The 17599-nt window shown below is 71.7% G+C and carries 13 protein-coding genes; 8 read left to right on the forward strand and 5 right to left on the reverse strand.

Annotated features, from left to right (window positions below):
- Positions 1–70 precede the first annotated feature (70 nt).
- On the forward strand, positions 71–1603 hold the full coding sequence (locus tag B5D80_RS27070) for a non-reducing end alpha-L-arabinofuranosidase family hydrolase (RefSeq protein ID WP_088646772.1): 1533 nt from the start codon (positions 71–73) through the stop codon (positions 1601–1603).
- A 410-nt stretch (positions 1604–2013) separates the two neighbouring features.
- Here B5D80_RS27070 and B5D80_RS27075 read toward each other — a convergent pair whose 3' ends face one another.
- On the reverse strand, positions 2014–5568 hold the full coding sequence (locus B5D80_RS27075) for a ThuA domain-containing protein (protein WP_088646773.1): 3555 nt from the start codon (positions 5566–5568) through the stop codon (positions 2014–2016).
- A gap of 523 nt (positions 5569–6091) precedes the next feature.
- Here B5D80_RS27075 and B5D80_RS27080 point away from each other — a divergent pair.
- From B5D80_RS27080 to B5D80_RS27110, 7 genes are all read left to right on the forward strand, one after another.
- Positions 6092–7612, forward strand: a complete 1521-nt coding sequence (locus tag B5D80_RS27080) for a sugar ABC transporter ATP-binding protein (RefSeq protein ID WP_088646774.1) — start codon at positions 6092–6094, stop codon at positions 7610–7612.
- Positions 7613–7667: 55 nt separating this feature from the next.
- Positions 7668–8642: an ABC transporter permease gene (locus B5D80_RS27085; protein ID WP_088646775.1), complete on the forward strand. Its 975-nt coding sequence runs from the start codon at positions 7668–7670 to the stop codon at positions 8640–8642.
- A 2-nt stretch (positions 8643–8644) separates the two neighbouring features.
- The gene (locus B5D80_RS27090) at positions 8645–9628 is read left to right on the forward strand and encodes an ABC transporter permease (RefSeq protein WP_088646783.1); all 984 of its coding nucleotides are present in this window, start codon (positions 8645–8647) and stop codon (positions 9626–9628) included.
- An 11-nt stretch (positions 9629–9639) separates the two neighbouring features.
- Positions 9640–10824, forward strand: coding sequence for a substrate-binding domain-containing protein (locus tag B5D80_RS27095; protein ID WP_245855007.1), 1185 nt, complete (start codon positions 9640–9642; stop codon positions 10822–10824).
- A 20-nt stretch (positions 10825–10844) separates the two neighbouring features.
- Positions 10845–11699: a sugar phosphate isomerase/epimerase family protein gene (locus B5D80_RS27100; RefSeq protein WP_245855008.1), complete on the forward strand. Its 855-nt coding sequence runs from the start codon at positions 10845–10847 to the stop codon at positions 11697–11699.
- Between the two features lie 170 nt (positions 11700–11869).
- A complete protein-coding gene (locus B5D80_RS27105) occupies positions 11870–12946 on the forward strand; it encodes a cellulose-binding domain-containing protein (protein WP_158224247.1) in 1077 nt (358 codons plus the stop codon).
- A gap of 225 nt (positions 12947–13171) precedes the next feature.
- Positions 13172–13609, forward strand: coding sequence for a cold-shock protein (locus B5D80_RS27110; RefSeq protein ID WP_088646785.1), 438 nt, complete (start codon positions 13172–13174; stop codon positions 13607–13609).
- Positions 13610–13653: 44 nt separating this feature from the next.
- Here B5D80_RS27110 and B5D80_RS27115 read toward each other — a convergent pair whose 3' ends face one another.
- From B5D80_RS27115 to B5D80_RS27125, 4 genes are all read right to left on the reverse strand, one after another.
- A complete protein-coding gene (locus B5D80_RS27115; RefSeq protein ID WP_144081776.1) occupies positions 13654–15234 on the reverse strand; it encodes a hypothetical protein in 1581 nt (526 codons plus the stop codon).
- The gene (locus B5D80_RS33505) at positions 15234–15557 is read right to left on the reverse strand and encodes a YciI family protein (protein WP_158224248.1); all 324 of its coding nucleotides are present in this window, start codon (positions 15555–15557) and stop codon (positions 15234–15236) included. Before B5D80_RS33505 ends, B5D80_RS27115 begins: the two co-directional genes overlap by 1 nt.
- Positions 15554–16876 carry a helix-turn-helix domain-containing protein gene (locus tag B5D80_RS27120; RefSeq protein WP_158224249.1) on the reverse strand — a complete coding sequence of 441 codons (1323 nt, stop codon included), beginning with the start codon at positions 16874–16876 and terminating at the stop codon, positions 15554–15556. The genes B5D80_RS33505 and B5D80_RS27120 overlap by 4 nt, the downstream gene beginning before the upstream one ends.
- A 43-nt stretch (positions 16877–16919) precedes the next feature.
- Positions 16920–17599: SDR family NAD(P)-dependent oxidoreductase (locus B5D80_RS27125; protein ID WP_088646779.1), on the reverse strand; the 680-nt coding region annotated here is incomplete at its 5' end.

Genomic DNA, 17599 nt, shown 5'->3' on the forward strand with positions numbered 1-17599 from the left:
AGGCCCCCGGCGACCACGTCACCGGGGGCCGCCGCGCAGGGGCCACCCGTCCTTGAGAAGGAGCACCCCCATGCACCTCCCGGCTGAGCATCCCGGCCCGGCTCCCCGCCGTCCCGGCCGTCGGCGCTGGCTGCTGTCGGCGGCCACCGCGCTCGTGACCGCCCTGAGCGGCGGTGCCGTCGTCGCGGTCACCGCGACGGAGGCCGCCGCGGCCACGATCGACACCGGCGCGTCGTACGTGCTGGTCAACCGCAACAGCGGCAAGGCCCTCGACGTCTACAACCTGGCCACCAACGACGGGGCCCGGATCACCCAGTGGACCCGCAACGACGGCAGCCAGCAGCAGTGGCAGTTCGTCGACTCCGGCGGCGGCTACTACCGGCTGAAGTCGAAGCTGTCCGGCAAGGTGCTCGACGTCTACAACTGGTCGACCGCCGACGGCGGGTCGATCGTGCAGTGGACCGACAACAACGCGGCCAACCAGCAGTTCAGCATCCAGGACATCGACGGCTACATCCAGCTGATCAACCGCAACAGCGGCAAGGCCGTCGAGGTGCAGGGCGCGTCCACCGCCGACGGCGGCAACATCGTGCAGTACGCCGACTGGAACGGCACCAACCAGCAGTGGCAGCTCGTCAAGGTCGGTGGCACCACCACCCCGCCGCCCACCACCCCGCCGCCGAGCGGCAACTGCACACTGCCGTCGACGTACCGGTGGTCGTCGACGGGTCCGTTGGCCACCCCGAAGTCGGGCTGGGTGTCGCTGAAGGACTTCACGGTCGCCCCGTACAACGGCAGGCAGCTCGTCTACGCCACCACGCACGACTTCGGCACCTCGTGGGGGTCGATGAACTTCGGCCTGTTCACGAACTGGTCGGAGATGGCCTCGGCGTCGCAGAACACCATGAGCCAGGGCACCGTCGCGCCGTCGCTGTTCTACTTCGCGCCGAAGAACATCTGGGTGCTCGCCTACCAGTGGGGCGGCGCGGCGTTCTCCTACCGTACGTCGACCGACCCGACCAACCCGAACGGGTGGGGCCCGGCCCAGACGATGTTCACCGGCAGCATCTCCGGCTCCGGCACCGGCCCGATCGACCAGACGCTGATCGCCGACAGCCAGAACATGTACCTGTTCTTCGCCGGCGACAACGGCAAGATCTACCGGGCCAGCATGCCGATCGGGAACTTCCCCGGCAACTTCGGCTCCAGCTACACGACCATCATGAGCGACACCTCGGAGAACCTGTTCGAGGCGCCGCAGGTCTACAAGGTCGCGGGCCAGAACCAGTACCTGATGATCGTCGAGGCCAGGACCAGCTCCTGGGAGCGCTACTTCCGCTCGTTCACGGCGACCAGCCTGAACGGCACCTGGACGCCGAACGCGGCGACCTACAACAACCCGTTCGCGGGCAAGGTCAACAGCGGTGCCACCTGGACCAACGACATCAGCCACGGCGAGCTGCTGCGCACCAGCGCCGACCAGACCATGACCATCGACCCGTGCAACCTGCAACTGCTCTACCAGGGCCGTTCGCCCAGCTCCGACGGCGTGGACTACGGCCTGCTGCCCTACCGGCCGGGTCTGCTCACCCGGCAGCGCTGAGAACTGCCGCCGGACCTCGGAGGTTCCCGAGGTCCGCCGGTGGCCCGGGATGGACCGGGCCGTCGGACCACCTGAACGGCACGTGCACCACCGATCGGCAGGGCCCGCACCTCGGGCCCTGCCGATCACCGTCTCCACCCCGAGGCCCGGGGGCGGGGCAGTACCGACCTGCCGGCCGGAACCGTCAGGTGACGTCCCGACCGGCGGTTCCGTCCGTCGGCCGCCCGGAGGCGAACGGGTTCCTCCGCGCGGCGGCGGTCCGGCATTCCGCTGATGAGCGCGCTGGCCGGAACCCCGACGGCCCGCCTGCCACCCAGTGTGGCGGGGTGGCGACACGACCGGAGAGGGCCGGCTCCGACATCCGGAGCCGGCCCTCCCGGCCTACCGCCGCCGCGGCGGCGGTACGTGCGTCACACCTGGGTGAACCGCCACTGCTGGTTGCTGGCGCTGTGGCAGGTCCACTGCAACAGCCGCGCGCCGTCGGTGGTGGAAGCACCGTTGACGTCCAGGCAGAGCCCGCTCTGCACGTTGCGCACCGTGTAGACCCCGGCGGTCGTGGTCGCCGTCGCGGTGAACTTCTGCGCGTTGCCGTTGTTGCAGGTGGCCTGCTGGAGGAACGCACCCGCCGTGGTGGAACCGCCGATCACCTCGGCGCACTTGTTGCTGTGCACCGCCTTGAGGTAGACCGCCCCGTTACCGGCGTCCACTGCCTGCCACTTCTGGTTGTTGCCGCCGGTGGCCGCCCACTGGGTGAGCTGCGCGCCGTCGGCGGTGGAGACGCCGCTGACGTCCATCAGCTTGCCGCTGTGCAGCGCGGTGAGCGTCCAGGTCTTCCCCGCCACGCCGGTTCCGGTTCCGGTGCCGGGCTGGCCGACCCCGTTGCCGCCGAAGGTGTGCGAGTCGAGGTCGAACCAGTTGTTCGAGCTGCCCTTGAACACCAGGTAGAGCGGGTGCGTCCCGGACAACGCGGCCACGTTCACCGGCGCGGTGGACTGGTAGTTGTCCCAGCCGCCCGTGCTCGGCACCGCCGTGGTGGCCAGCAGCGTGCCGGTCGGCGAGTCGGCCCGCAGCTCGATCGTGCCGCCACCGGACGGCGACGACAGCCGGTAGCTGACCGTCGAGATGCCCGTCAGGCTCATCGGGGTGAACGCGATCCAGTCGTTGTTGGAGATGTCACCGACCCGCTTGGTGCTCTCCGCGGCGGCCTGGTCGACCACCCGGATGCCGGACTGGCTGCTGAAGTACTCGGCCTGCTTGTGCTTGGGTTGCAGGATCGCCTGCGCGGTGCCGGTCAGCGGGGACGCGCCGCCGGGGCCGCCGCTGTCGGTGTAGCGGGCGTTGAGCACGTAGAACAGGTTCGCGCCGTCGGGGTGCCCGCCGAGCAGGTCGGTGGAGATGGTGCCCGAGCAGCCCGGGTACTCGGTGGTCTCGTGGGCGTGGTCGTCGTGGCCCAGCGCCGGGTTGACGACCACCTTCGTGCAGTCGACCGTGCCGCCGTCCGGATCGGTGACGCTGATCTGGTACGACACCTTGTCCCCGAAGGTGAGCATGCCGCCGTTGGCCGGGGTGGTGATGGTGACCACCGGCGCGGAGTTGCCGACGGTGATCTGGACGTTGGCGAAGCCCGTCTTGCCGGTGTTGTCGGTGACCTTCAACTGCGCCGTGTAGTTGCCGTTGCTGGTGTAGACGTGCGACGGGTTGGCCGCCGTCGAGGTGGTGCCGTCCCCGAACGTCCACTGGTAGCTCAGCGTGTTGCCCGGGTCCGGGTCGGCCGTGCCGGCGCTGCTGAACTGGACGGTGAGCGGGGCCAGGCCGCTGGTGGGCGTCCCGACGGCCTTGGCGATCGGCGACCGGCCGCCCTGGATGTAGTCGATCCGGTAGAGCCCGGAGTCGCTGTTGCCGCCACCGAAGTTGGTGCCCCACTCCAGCACGTAGAGCGAGCCGTCCCTGCCGAACTCCAGGTCCATCGGCTTGTTGAACCGTCCGCCGGGCAGGAACGCGTTGGTGCGGGTCACCGCCGTCGCGGAGTCGAAGTGCACCTCCTTGAGGTAGCTGCGGGACCACTCGTAGAAGAAGTGCACGCCGTCGTAGTAGGGCGGGAACTTGGTGGCCGACGGGTTCGCCGGGTCGTAGCGGTAGACCGGGCCGCCCATCGGGCCGGAGCCGCCGGAGCCCAGCTCCGGGAAGTTGGACGAGGTGCCGTAGCCGTACCACATGTTGGGGGCGACGACCGGCTTCAGACTGGTCAGGCCGGTGTTGTTGGGGGAGTTGTTGACCGGGGCGTTGCAGTTGAACTTGGCGCCGACCACGCCGGTGTCCGGGTTGTACGGCGCGTAGGGCTGGTTGTCGCCGTGGCAGAACGGCCACCCGTAGTTGCCGGGCGACTTGATCACGTTGAGTTCGACCAGGCCCTCGGGGCCGCGGTTGGTGGTGGGCGGGTTGCGGTCCGGCCCGTAGTCGGCCAGGTAGACCCAGCCGTTGGCCGGGTCGATCGAGAACCGGAACGGGTTGCGGAAGCCCATCGCGTAGATCTCCGGCCGGGTCTGCGCCGTACCCTGGGGGTAGAGGTTGCCGGTCGGGACGGTGTAGCCGCCGCTGTCCGACGGGCGGATGCGCAGCAGCTTGCCCCGCAGGTCGTTGGTGTTGCCGGCGCTACGGGCGGCGTCGAGGTTGGACTTGCCGGAGCGCCAGTCCAGCGGCGCGTAGCCCTGCCAGTTGGGGTCGAGGTTCGGCGGGGTGTCGTCACCGGTGCCGATGTAGAGGTTGCCGTCCGGGCCGAAGTCGATGTAGCCGCCGGTGTGGCCGGGCTCGGGGAACGTGCGGTCCCGGTACGCCGGGATGTCGATGATCCGGGCCTCGGTGGAGAGGTTGAGGGTGTCCCCGGACAGCGTGTAACGGGAGACGCGGTTGACGTCGGTGCTGCTGCTCGCCGGCGAGTGGTAGAGGTACACGTAGCCGTTGGTGGCGAAGTTCGGGTCGATCGCCATGCCGGTGAGACCGTCCTCGCCGCCGGTGTAGACGCTCAGGGTGGCGGCGGTCACGGTGCTGTTGGTGGTCGGCTTGAAGATCTTGACCTGGCCGCCGCGCTGGACGTACATCACCCGGCCGTCGGGCAGCACGTTCAGCGCCATCGGGTCGACCGTGTTGTCGTCCAGGGTGCGCTTCTCGAAGTTGCCCCAGACGGTGCCGCCGCAGTCGCCGGGCAGGTTACCGGCGGCCCACTTCACGCCGCCGAGGACGTGGTTGCGGAAGTTCGTCTCGCTGTAGGAGTCGATCGCGTGGCCCATCGCGGTGGCCCACACCCGCCCGCCGGCGGCGGTGCGGCACCAGGAGATCGGGTGGTCCGGGCCCATCGCCCGGGACCCCGGGTTGTACGTCCGCTCGTCGGCGGTCACCAGCACGTGCACGTTGCCGCGCGGGTTGCTGTCGAAGTTGTACCACTCCTCGCTGCGGTTCCACCGGTCCGGCAGGCCCGTCGTGGACGGGTGCTGCTTGTCGGCGACGATGGCGGTGCCGGGCAGCACGCCGGGGGAGTGCTCGGGCATGTGGGCGCCGCCGTTGAGGGTCTGGTCCCACCAGGGGTACTCGCCCTCGATGCCCATGTCCAGGGCGTTGTGGATGCCGACGATGCCCTTGCCGCTGGCGAGGTAACCCTCCACGGCCTGCCGCTGGGCGGCCGAGGTCCAGACCATGCCGGAGGTCTGGAACATGATGATCACGTCGAAGGTGGCGAGGTTGGCCGCGGTGAAGACGCTGGAGTCCTCGGTCTGCACCAGCTCGAAGTTGTTCGCCGCCGCCTGCTGCTGGAACATGCTGATCCCGGCGGGGATCGAGTCGTGCCGGTAGCCCACCGTCTTGGTGAACAACAGGGCGCGGAAGGCCGGGGCCGCCGACGCGGGTGGTGCGAGGCCGAGTGACAGTAACAGCCCGGTGATCATGCCGATGAGCAACGTGGTGCGACGCATGCCGTCTCCTAGGTGTCGGCGGGAACTTCCGGTGGCGACCACGGTCCGTCCGCGCGTCCGGTGGACGCCGGGACGCGCGGCGGGCACGGGCGTGCTGCCCGGGGTCGGCGTGCCGTCCGCCGCAACGGCCGTCCGCCCCGCATTGCGTCACTGAGAGTGACGTCGGTGATGTGCTCGCCCGGTGGGCCGCGAGGCCAGGATGGGTCAGTCATCGATGACTGTCAATGGATGGGTTAAGGTTCGATGTTTCGACGATCCGGCTGCGGGCGCGCGTCGACCCTCGACCCGGTGTCGACGCCGCTCGGGTGCCCGGACCGGCGGCGCGCGAAGATCGAGGATTGTGGACAGGCATCGAAACATCTATCTTCATACGTGTGATGTTTCGTCGATGTCAAGGAAAGTTTGCTCCTTGGCGACGTAAGCGCTCACGAGGGACAGCGAAAGTTCACCGTCCGGCAGCTCGACCGTGCCGGACACGGAACACCAACCACGCCAATGACTACTTTCTGTGAGGGTTTCCGGGATGCCCGATCCGCCGGTGCCGTTGCTGACCCTCCGGGGCATCGGCAAGTCCTTCCTCGGGGTACGCGTGCTCGACGGGGTCGACCTCGACGTCGCACCGGGCGAGGTGCACGCCGTCGTCGGTGAGAACGGGGCCGGCAAGTCCACCCTCATGAAGATCGTCTCCGGCGGGCACGCCCCGGACGCCGGCACCGTCGAGGTCGCCGGTGCGCGCCAGGCATTCCGGGGCCCCCGCGACGCACAACGGGCCGGGATCGGCATCATCCACCAGGAGTTCAACCTGCTGCCGGAGCGCACCGTCGCCGAGAACGTCCACCTCGGACACGAACCGGTCCGCCGCGGGCTGGTCGACCGGCGGGCGATGCGGGAGCGTACCCGGGAACTGCTCGCCTCGATCGGGGAGACCGAGCTGGCCGCCGACACCCGGGTGGGGCGGCTCGGCGTCGCGCAGCAGCAGGTCGTCGAGATCGCCAAGGCACTCGCCCTGGACGCCCGGCTGCTCATCATGGACGAACCCACCGCGGCGCTGGCCGACCACGAGGTCGAGCTGCTCTACGGGCTGGTCCGCCGGCTCCAGCAGCGGGGCATCGGCCTGCTGTACGTCTCGCACCGGCTCACCGAGGTCTTCGACCTGTCCGACCGGATCACGGTCCTCAAGGACGGTCGCCGGGTCACCACCGTGGCCACCGCCGACACCTGCACCGACGATCTCGTCCGGCACATGGTGGGCCGGGAGTTGTCCAGCTACTACCCCGACCGGGCCGGTCCCGACGAACCCGGCCCGGTGCGCCTGACCGTCCGGGGCGCGGGCAACCGGAAGCTGCGCGCCGTCGACCTGGACCTGCGGGCCGGCGAGGTACTCGGCGTCGGCGGGTTGCAGGGCTCCGGACGCTCGGCGCTGGCCCGTGCGCTGTTCGGCGTCTCCCCGTTCACCACCGGCGACGTGACGCTCGACGGCCGGCCGGTGCGGCTGCGCTCGCCACGTACCGCGATGCGGGCCGGCATCGCCTACGTCACCGAGGACCGCAAGGGGGAGGGGATCGTGCCCCGGCAGTCGGTGCTCGACAACGCGCTGCTCGCCGGCCGGGCCGTCTTCCCGGCCCGGTCCGGGCACGCCGCCCGCGCCCGCCGGGTCCGCGACCTGCTCGCCGCCGTCGAGGTCCGCGCCGCCGGCGACGACCAGGAGATCCGTTTCCTGTCCGGCGGCAACCAGCAGAAGGTCGTGCTGGCCCGCTGGCTGGCGCTGGACCCCCGGGTGCTGCTGTTCGACGAGCCGACCCGGGGCATCGACGTGGGGGCGAAGTCGGCCATCCACGACCTCGTCCGCCGGCTGGCCCGCGACGGCGCGGCGGTGCTGATGATCTCGTCGGACCTGCCCGAGCTGCTGGGGATGAGCGACCGGATCGTCGTCATGCGCGACGGCCGGATCGCCGGCGAACTCCCCGCCGGCGCCACGGAGGAGGACGTCGTCGCCCTCGCCGTCGGCCACACCCCGCAGTCGCGAACGGAGATTGACCGGTGAGCGCGAGGAGTGAGCCGGGTTTGCGAGCCCCGCAGTCGCGAACGGAGATCGACCAGTGAGCGCCCTGTCGTTGCTGCCGGCCCGACGTCCCGTACCGGGGGTGTTCGTGGCGCTGGCCCTGACCCTGGCGGTCGGCTGGCTGGTCGTCCTGGTCGACGGCGGGCAGCTGTTCAACCAGGCCACGACGGTGAGCCTGCTGCACGTCGCGGCCGGTCTCGGGCTCGTCGCCGTCGGCCAGACGCTGGTCATCCTCGGCGGGTCGCTTGACCTCTCGGTGGCGTACGTGATCAGCCTGAGCACCCTGGTCGCGGCCGAGACGATGAACGGCAGCGACGGCGCGCTGCTGCCGGCGGTCGGCCTGGCGCTCGCGGTCAGCGCCGGGGTCGGGCTGCTCAACGGGCTGCTCGTGACCCGGTTCCGGGTCAACGCGTTCATCGCCACCCTCGGCGTCGGGCTGCTGCTCAAGGGGTACCTCGACAGCAACTACGACGGACCGGCCGGGGCCACCTCGCCCGCGCTGGTGCAGTCGCTCGGCTACCAGCGGGTCGGCCCGGTGCCGTTGTCGTTCCTGCTGCTGCTGGCGTTGACCGGGGCGACCTGGTTCGCGTTGTCGCGGACCCGCTTCGGCCACCACCTGGTCGCCGTCGGCGGTGATCCGGAGGTGGCCCGGCTCTCCGGGGTCCGCAACGACCGGGTCCTCGTCACCGCGCACGTGCTGTGCTCGCTGTGTGCCGGGCTCGCCGGGATCTACCTGGCCAGCCGGCTCGGCTCGGGTGCGCCCCGGGTGGGCACCGAGGGCCTCTACGACCTGGAGTCGATCGCCGCGGTGGTGATCGGCGGGACCGCACTCGCCGGTGGGCGGGGCGGGGTCGTCGGCACGGTCGGCGGGGTGCTGCTGCTCGCCAGCATCGACGCGATCTTCAACCAGCTCGAGGTGGACGCCTTCTTCAAGCAGGTGATCCGGGGTGTGGTCATCATCGCCGCGGTCGCCGTCTACGCCCGTCGGGCCCTGCGGAAGGGGGCGTGGTGACCATGCCGACCGTCGCGCGTCGTGCGCTGTCCCCGATCCGCCTGCGGGTACGCCCCGGCGGGGTGCTGCCGATCCTGGCCCTCCTCGCGGTGCTGCTGGTGCTCGTCGGCCTCCGGCAGCCCGACTTCCTCGACCCGCCGTCGCTGATGTCCTTCCTCGGCCGGTCGGCACCGGTCATCCTGCTCGCCGCCGGCCAGTACTTCGTGATCGTCTCCGGTGAGTTCGACCTGTCGGTGGGTTCGCTGGTCACCGCGCAGGTGGTGGTGGCGGCCCGGCTGATCGACAGCGACCCGGCCCGCACCTGGCCGGTGGTGCTGCTCCTGCTCGTCTTCGGCGCGCTGGTCGGGCTGGTCAACGGGCTGGTCACGACGCGGCTGCGGGTGCCGTCGTTCATCACCACCCTCGGGATGTTCCTGATCCTGGTCGGCGCGGTCTACCTGTGGTCGGACGGCGCCCCGAAGGGCGGGCTCTCCGAGGAGTTCCGCCGGTTCGGCCGGCGGGCGAGCGAGGACGTGCCGCTGCTCGGCCGGGTGCCGTACGCGCTGCTGGTGCTGGTGGTCGTCGCGGCGCTCGCGGTGCTGCTGATGCGCTCCGACTTCGGCCGGACCCTGGTCGCCGTCGGCGACAACCCGCGCACCGCGCAGCTGAGCGGGGTACGCGTCTGGCGTACCCGGACGGTCGCCTTCGTCCTCAGCGGGCTCGCGGCGGCCGTGGCGGCGATCCTGCTCGGCGGCTACAGCGGGGTGTCGTTCCAGGCCGGGGCGGGCCTGGAGTTCGGGGCGATCACCGCGGTGGTGCTCGGTGGCGTCGCGCTGGGCGGGGGTCGCGGCTCGGTCGTCGGCGCGATGCTGGGCGCGCTCACCCTCGAACTGCTCTTCGCGCTGATGAACTTCTACGGCGTCTCCGGCGCCCTCAGGTCCACCGTCCAGGGCGCGATCATCCTGCTCGCCGTGGCGGTTTCGGCTACCCGTTCGTCGTCTCGATAAGGGGAAACATAGTGCGACGTTGCCTGGCGGCGCTGGCCGCCGTCACCCTGCTGTCCCTGACCGCCTGCGCCACCGACGAACCGGGCGGGGGGCCGGCGGGCGGTTCCACCTCGGCCGCCGGCTCGGGCACCGGGGAGCAGTCGAAGTTCTTCGTGCAGGCCGACTACGACGCCGAGTTGGCGCTGCTCGACGCGACCCCGACCGGCCCGGCGGACAAGCCGTGGGAGCAGATGCTCAACCCGACCATGGTGGACACCAGCAAGTTCAGGAAGGCCGGTCCGCACAAGCTGTGCTTCTCCAACGCGGCGTTGAACAACCCGTGGCGGCAGGTCGGGTTCAAGACCATGCAGGCCGAGGTGGCCGCGCAGGGCAGCCGGATCAGCGAGTTCGTGCACGTCGACGCCGAGGGCAAGGACCAGAAGCAGATCGCCGACATCAACGACCTGCTCGGCAAGGGCTGCGACGCGCTGATCGTCTCGCCGAACACCACCGCCACGCTCACCCCGGCGGTCGAGGCGGCCTGCAAGGCGGGGCTGCCGGTGGTCGTCTTCGACCGTGGGGTCAGCACGAAGTGCCCGGTGACGTTCGTCAACCCGATCGGCGGCTACGGCTTCGGCCACGTCGGGGCCGAGTTCGTCAGCCAGCGGATGAAGCCGGGCGGCAAGGTCCTCGCCCTGCGCATCCTGCCCGGGGTCGACGTGCTGGAGACCCGCTGGTCGGCGGCGAAGGTGGCGTTCGACAAGGCGAAGGTCGACGTGGTGGGGGTGGAGTTCACCGACGGCGACCCGGCCAAGACCAAGAAGATCGTCGACGACTACCTCCAGCGGTACGGCACCATCGACGGCGTCTGGATGGATGCCGGCGCGGTCGCCGTCGCGGCGGTCGAGGCGTTCCAGGACGCGGGCAAGCCGGTGCCGCCGATCAACGGCGAGGACCAGCTCGACTTCCTGAAGGTCTGGAAGGACAAGGGCCTCACCGCGATCGCGCCGACGTACCCGACGTACCAGTGGCGTACGCCGGTCATCGCCGCCCTGCGCATCCTCGACGGGCAGCAGGTGGCCAACCCGTGGAAGCTGCCCCAGCCGACCATCACCCAGGACAACCTGGACCGGTATCTCGACCCGGGCATGCCGCCGCTGCACTACGCGATGTGCGGCTGCACCGACCTGCCCGGTTACCCGCAGCGCTGGAAGTAGGCCCGGTGTACGCCTTCGGCGTGAACCCCTGGGTGTGGGCGTCGCCCGTCGACGACGAGGCCCTCGCCGCGCTGGTGCCGCGGATCGCGTCGTTCGGCTTCGACGCGGTGGAGCTGCCGATCGAGCAGCCGGGCGACTGGGACCCGGCCCGGACCCGGGACCTGCTGGCCGCGCACGGTCTGGTCGCGGCGGCGGTCTGTGCGGTCACCCCGCCGGGGCGGGAACTGGTCGACGCCGCCCCGGCGGTGGTGGAGTCGACTGTCGACTACCTGCGGGGGTGCGTGGCGAGCGCGGCGGCCGTCGGTGCGCCCTGCGTGGGCGGCCCGGTGTACGCCTCGGTCGGGCGTACCTGGCGGATGTCGGCGGCGGCGCGGGCGGCCTGCCACGCGGACTTCCGGCGGGCCCTGGCGCCGGTGGCCGAGCAGGCCGGTGGGTGCGGCGTGAGCATCGGGGTGGAGGCGCTGAACCGGTACGAGACGAGCGTGGTCAACACCGTCGCGCAGACGATCGAGCTGATCGACGGGTTGCCGCCGAGCGTCGGCATCATGATCGACACGTATCACATGAACATCGAGGAGTCCGATCCGTACGCGGCGCTCGCCGCCGCCGGCCCGTACATCAAGCACGTCCAGGTCAGTGGCACCCACCGGGGCGCTCCGGGGTCGGACCACTTCGACTGGCCGCGGTTCTTCGCGGTGCTGGGGGAAACCGGCTACCGGGGTGCGGTCTGCATCGAGTCGTTCACGGCGGAGAACGACACGATCGCCACCGCCGCGGCGATCTGGCGTCCGCTGGCACCCTCGCAGGACCGGCTCGCCACCGACGGCCTGCGGCACCTGCGGGCGGTCACGGCGGGCGTCCCCGCCGGGGGATAGGGCCTTCGGGGCGGTCCGTCGGGACGTCTCGTCGGGGTGGCCGGACCATCGGCCGGTCACCCCGACGTCCTGCCGGCGGCAGGAGTCTCGTCCTTGTCTTGACAAGGCCGGCGGAACCGCAGGACAGTCGTCATACGTATTGATCCTCAACGATTTATGGCGGGTGTGACATGCGAAAGTCGCTGACGGCTGTGGTCGCCGTCGTTGTCGCCATGGTGGGCGTGCTGGCAGCGGTCCTGCACGCCAGCGCGGCGAGCGCCGCAGCCGGGTGCCGGGTGAACTACGTCGTCACCAGCCAGTGGACCGGCGGCTTCAGCGCCGACGTCACGGTCACCAACCTCGGTGACCCGATCAGCGGCTGGACGCTGCGGTTCGGCTTCCCCGCGGTCGACCAGCGGATCGCGCAGACCTGGAGCGCCACCTGGGCCCAGTCGGGCCAGCAGGTCACCGCGACCAACCTCAGCTGGAACGCCAACCTGGGCACCAACGCCTCGACCACCATCGGCTTCGTCGGTTCCTGGTTCCTCAGCAACCCCACGCCGCCGTCGTTCACCCTCAACGGGGTGGCCTGCACCGGCGGGGTCGTGCCCAGCGTGACGCCGACCCGCACGACGCCGCCGCCGGTCGCCGACTACCCGGCGATCGTCACCTGGCTCAGCCCGGCCGCCGGGGCGGTCTACACCGCGCCGGGTCCCGTGCCGTTGGCGGCGACCGCGACCGTGGGCGGCGGCCACTACATCACCGGGGTGTCGTTCCGGGTGGACGGCGTCACGGTGGCCCAGGGGACGAGGTCCGCCGGCGACCGGTTCGACGCGTCGTGGACCCCGCCGGTCGGGGCCCCCGGCACCAGCACCACCTACGTGCTGAACGTCTCCGCCGGCACCGACCAGTCGCTGTCCGGGGGCGCCCCGCCCCGGCTGGTCACCGTGGTCACGCCCCCGACCAGCGGGGCCAACCAGCCCCCGGCGGTGGCGCTGAGTACCCCCGGCGGGCAGACCTACTTCCTCGAACCGACCACCGTCACGCTGGTCGCCGACGTCACCGACGCCGACGCCGGGGACGCGGTCGACCGGGTGGAGCTGTACCTCGGCGGGACCAGGCTGGCCGCGACGCCGACCCGCAGTGGACAGCGCTTCCAGTTCCAGCTCGACCTGGCGGCGGCCACGTCGTCGACGTTCACCGTCCGGGCGTACGACACCCACGGTGGCGTCGGCATCTCCAACCCGCTGACCTTCACCATCCGGTAGCCCGGCGGCGCTGTCCGCGCCGCCCACCCACCCGGACGCCGATGTCCTAGGATGCTTTAGGGGTGGTGCCCCGCGTCACCGGCGCGGGGCACGACCATGACCACGCGACCGCACGCGAGTAGGGGTTCCGGAACGGGGCCCGCCCACTACCATGGGTGCTGCGCCGGAAACGGCGCGGCGACGTTTCTGTTCTGGTTGCTCCTGTTTCGTGGGGTGGTGGTCGCGGTGGCGGTCGGTACGATTCTCAGCTTCGACGACGTGAAGGGGTACGGCTTCATCAGCCCGGAGGGCGGTGGTGAGGACGTCTTCGTGCACGCGAACGACTTCGGCGACCAGCGCCCGTCGGTCGCGCCCGGGATGCGGGTGGAGTTCGAGTCGGTGGAGGGCAACCGCGGGATCAAGGCGCTCTACGCGCGCCTGCTCAACCCCGGTGCCCCGGTCGCGTCCCGCCCGGCGGCGTCCGCCGCGCCGACCGTGACCCGGCTGCCGGTGACCGACCGGGGCGACGACGACGAGTGCGACGTCCTGACCGCCTTCACCTTCCGGTCCAACATCACCGACCTGCTGGTGGAGCAGGTGCCGACGCTCACCGGCGCCCAGATCAGCCAGATCCGGCAGCACCTCACGCAGTTCGCCCGTTCCCACGGGTGGATCGAGGACTGACCCCCGTCCGGTGCGGGCCCACCGGCGGTGGGCCCGCACCGGCGTCAGCCGGCGGCGTAGGCGTACCGCGAGGTCCGCTCGGCGAGCCAGAGCCACCGGCGTTGCACCTCGCCGCTGGTGGCCGCGACCATGCCGAGCGCGTCGGCGGACACGGCGCCCAGCGCCGCACCGGTCGCCGTCGGATCGTCGAGCAGCGCCGCGCCGTCGCGGAACGCCTCCGCCTCGGCCGCGCCGCCGAACCGGGGCGCGACCTCGTCGCGCCAGAAGTCGGCCCAGGCCAGCTCCGGGTTCCAGGAGAACCGGGCGTACGCCAGGTAGCTGATCTCGTTGGTCGGGTGGTAAGCCGACGGCTCGGCGAAGATGGTCAGCCCGCGCATCCCGGCCGCCCCGGACCGGCCAGCCATGTCGGCGTACATGTCGGGAACCCAGGAGTGGCGCTGCCGGTTCCACTGTGAACCGGCATGGGTGCGCAGCACGTTCGTGGTGTGCGGGAGCCGTTCGACGTGCGCGGCGGTCAACCGGTCCCGCTGGTCGTACCAGAAGGCCCGGTTCACGCAGTACTGGTAGGCGACGTCGTCGGGCAGGTCGGCCAGGGGCTTCTGGGCGTCGAGGTCGAAGATGTTGTCCCAGTACACCTCGACGAGGTGGCGCAGCGGCACCCCGGCCGGTCCGGGCCGCCGGGCCGTAGCCAGCAGCGTCGGGTACACCGACCGCATCGCCTCGTACGACCAGGAGGTGCGCTCGCCCCCGGTGCGGGTGGCACACCGGGCGCAGGCGCAACTGCCGTAGTCGCCGGTCTCGAAGTTGATCCCACCCACCGGCAGGGTGTCGAGCAGCCAGTCGATGGCGTCGCGGTGCCAGGCCAGGTTGTCCGGCTGGGACGGGCAGGCCGCCATCATGTACTCGCTGGCCGGGAAGTGCAGGTCACCGAACTCGTCGATGTCGAAGCCCACCTTCTTCGGCAGCTCGGCGGCGAGGTCGGGGCGCTGCCGCAGCCAGGTGGCCAGGTTGTAGCGGTGCCGGCCGTCGAAGTAGATCCCGCCGTAGGCGTTGACGCCGACCCCGGCGATGATCCGCACGCCCCGGGCGTTGGCGTACTCGCACAGGTCACGGGCCGCGGCGACGCCGCCGTGAGCGTCGCGCAGCAGACCGTACACGACGATGCCGCCGATGCGTTCCCGGGAGCAGAAGTCGACCAGGCGACGGTAGTCGGCGCCGAACGCGTCGGCGGACTTCGCGTACGGGTTGAGCGCGCCGATCTCCTGCTGACCGAGCTGACGGGTGTCCCAGTTGGTGGAGTGGTCCCAGGTCCACAGGGTGCGCAGCGGCAGCCCGGGGGTGCTCACCGTGCTGCCCACCGGCAGCCCGGCGGGGGTGGCGGCGGCGACCAGGGCGCGGGCGGCGTACACCAGGCCGACGAACGGGTCGCCGACCAGCCGGATCTCACCCTGTTCCGGCACGTCGACGCGGTGGCCGCCCTCGGGCAGCGCCGGGTCGGCGACGAACCGGACCGGCACGGCGTCGGCACCGCCCGCACCCCACGCCGCGCGGAGCAGGTCGGCGGCGAACGGGGCGTGCTCGGCCCCGAGCACCCGTACCCCGGAAAGCTGGCGGAACGACGACATCATGGCCTCCCGATGGTCGGAGCGGTGGCGGCCAGGTAGTCGACCACGTCGATCGCGGTCCACACCCCGTGCCGCCAGTAGGGGTCCTGTTCGAGACGGGCGCGGGCGGCGGGCGCGTCGGCGGCCCGCAGCACCAGCACCGAGGCGCGCAGGTCGGCGCGGGCCCCGACGACGAGGGCGGTGCCGTCGGCGAGCAGGTCGCGCATGTGCGCCAGGTGCGCGGCCCGGTGCGGTTCCCGCCGGAGCGCGGCGTCGGCGGCGAAGGTGGCGGTGACCAGGTAGGTCGGTGTGAAGCGCAGCTCCCCGGTGGCGGTGTGGCTCACGTGTCGGCTCCGATCGCGCCGAGCAGCCGCTGCATGGCGACCCGGTAGACGGTCTGCGGGCGGCCCGCGCCGGTGCTGACGTGCACCCCGACCTCCTCGGCGAAGCCGGCCGCGCGCAGCGCGTTGAGCAGCCGGCGAGCCGAGCGGGCCTCCACCCCGTAGGCGTCGGCCAGGCCCCGGGCGGTGATCTGGTCGGGGTCCATCTGGTGCAGCGCCTCCAGCAGCCGCCGGGTGGACAGCGGGCCGATCCGGAGCTGCTCGGAGACGCGCAGCATGCCCGGTCCCGTTTCGCGCAGCCGGGGACGCACGGCGGTCTGCCGGCTGGAGTGGACCTCCCCGTCGGGGAAGACCACGTGGGTGTCGCCGCTGTGCCGGCCCAGCGCCAGGGCCTTGCGGGCGTTGTCCTCGGCGGCGGCGATGGTGGTGCCGGCGCCGAAACCGACGGCGTGCTCGACGTCGACGCCGCGCAGGGTGAGCAGGGAGGCGTGCCCGTCGCGGTGCCGGGCCAGGGCGCTCTCCACGGTGCCCCGGGTGGTGGTGATCAGCATCGTCCGGTCGTCGACGGTGGCGAGCCGGCCGCGCATCCGTTCGGCGTGTTCCAGCAGCGCCTCGCGGACCCGTAGCCGCTGCCGTTCGGCCTGGTACGGGTCCTGCGCCCGCTGGGTGGGGACGCCCAGGTCGACCATCATCACCGCGATCTGGGTGGCCCGGGACTGGCGTACCTCGGCGGCGAGCCAGGCCCGGCGCAGCGCGTCGCGGACCGACGCCCGGGTGTGTTCGACGCGCCACACCGGCACCCCGCTGTCGGCGAGGTCCCGGTGCACCGCGCCGAGGCAGGTCAGGCACGCCTCGACCGCGCCCGAGGCGTACCGTTCCCGGTGGTAGGCGGTGATCTCGTCGAGGCCGGAGAAGAGCAGCCCGGACGAGTCGGCGATGGGCAGGATCTCGGTGGGCGGCTCGACCTCGATGTCGTGGTACGTCTCCCGGACGGTCTCCGCCTCGATGGTGTCGACGCTGACCCGGGGCAGCCGTCCGCCGGTGGCCAGCAGGATCCGCGACAGCGTGCGGTAGAGGTCGATGCCGGCGTGCCGGACGTAGTCGATCTCGGCGCGCAGTTCGCCGGTGGCCGTGGCGAAGGCGTACGGGATGCGCCCGGTGAACAGCAGCACCTGGCACATCTCGTCCAGCTCGCGGGCCAGGTCGGGGGCCTGCTCCGGCCGGGTGTACGCGCGGGTGGTGATCGCCTCCGCGCGGCCCTCCCCGGCCGCGACCTCCCGGACGAGCCGGATCGAGTCCTCCGGGCCGATGATGCCGATCACAATGCCTCCACGTGGTGTGCCGCTGCCCTGGTGGGTGGGGTGCTCAGCCGGTACAGACCGTGCCGGTGAGGCCGGCGCTCGCCGACGACGCCAGCAGGACCAGCGCCGAGGCGACGTCCTCGGGGCGGCCCAGCGCGGCCTCGACGGCGGCGATCCGCCCGCCGTCGGCGCCGTTGGCCCGTGCCTCGGACAGCGACCGCCGCATCAGTGGCGTGTCGATGTCGCCGGGGCAGAGCGTGTGCACCCGGATCCCCTGTGGACCGAGTTGGCGGGCCAGTGTGAGCGCCAGACCGTGCAACCCTCCCTTGCTCGCGCCGTAGGGTACCGAGCCGGAGCCGGTCTGCACGCCCGCCTTGGAGCCGACCAGCACGAGCACCCCGCCGTGGGGGAGCAGGTGCCGGGCGGCGTGCTTGGCGACCAGGAACGGCCCGGTGAGGTTGACGGCGATGACCTGGGCCCAGAGCGCGACCGGCACGTCCCGGACGTCGAGGCCCTGCCCGCGCATCACCCCGGCGACGTGCAGCACGGCGTCGATCCCGCCGAGGTCGGCGGCGGCGGCGTCGAGCGCCTCGGCGACCTCGGTCTCGACGGTGACGTCCACCCGGTGCGCGCAGGCCCGGCCGCCGGTGGCGCGGACCTGCCCGGCGGCGGTGTCCGCGCCGTCGGCGTCGGCGTCGAGCACGGCGACCGCCGCGCCGGCCGCCGCGGCGGCGGCGACGGTGG

This window comes from Micromonospora wenchangensis (assembly GCF_002210435.1).
GTDB classification, from domain to species: Bacteria; Actinomycetota; Actinomycetes; order Mycobacteriales; family Micromonosporaceae; genus Micromonospora; species Micromonospora wenchangensis.

What these genes read in the sequence shown, in the direction of transcription:
- B5D80_RS27070 (WP_088646772.1), top strand. Translation starts at nt 71, where the DNA reads ATGCACCTCCCGGCTGAGCATCCCGGCCCGGCTCCCCGCCGTCCCGGC.
- B5D80_RS27075 (WP_088646773.1), bottom strand. Translation starts at nt 5,568, where the DNA reads ATGCGTCGCACCACGTTGCTCATCGGCATGATCACCGGGCTGTTACTG.
- B5D80_RS27080 (WP_088646774.1), top strand. Translation starts at nt 6,092, where the DNA reads ATGCCCGATCCGCCGGTGCCGTTGCTGACCCTCCGGGGCATCGGCAAG.
- B5D80_RS27090 (WP_088646783.1), top strand. Translation starts at nt 8,645, where the DNA reads ATGCCGACCGTCGCGCGTCGTGCGCTGTCCCCGATCCGCCTGCGGGTA.
- B5D80_RS27105 (WP_158224247.1), top strand. Translation starts at nt 11,870, where the DNA reads ATGCGAAAGTCGCTGACGGCTGTGGTCGCCGTCGTTGTCGCCATGGTG.
- B5D80_RS27115 (WP_144081776.1), bottom strand. Translation starts at nt 15,234, where the DNA reads ATGTCGTCGTTCCGCCAGCTTTCCGGGGTACGGGTGCTCGGGGCCGAG.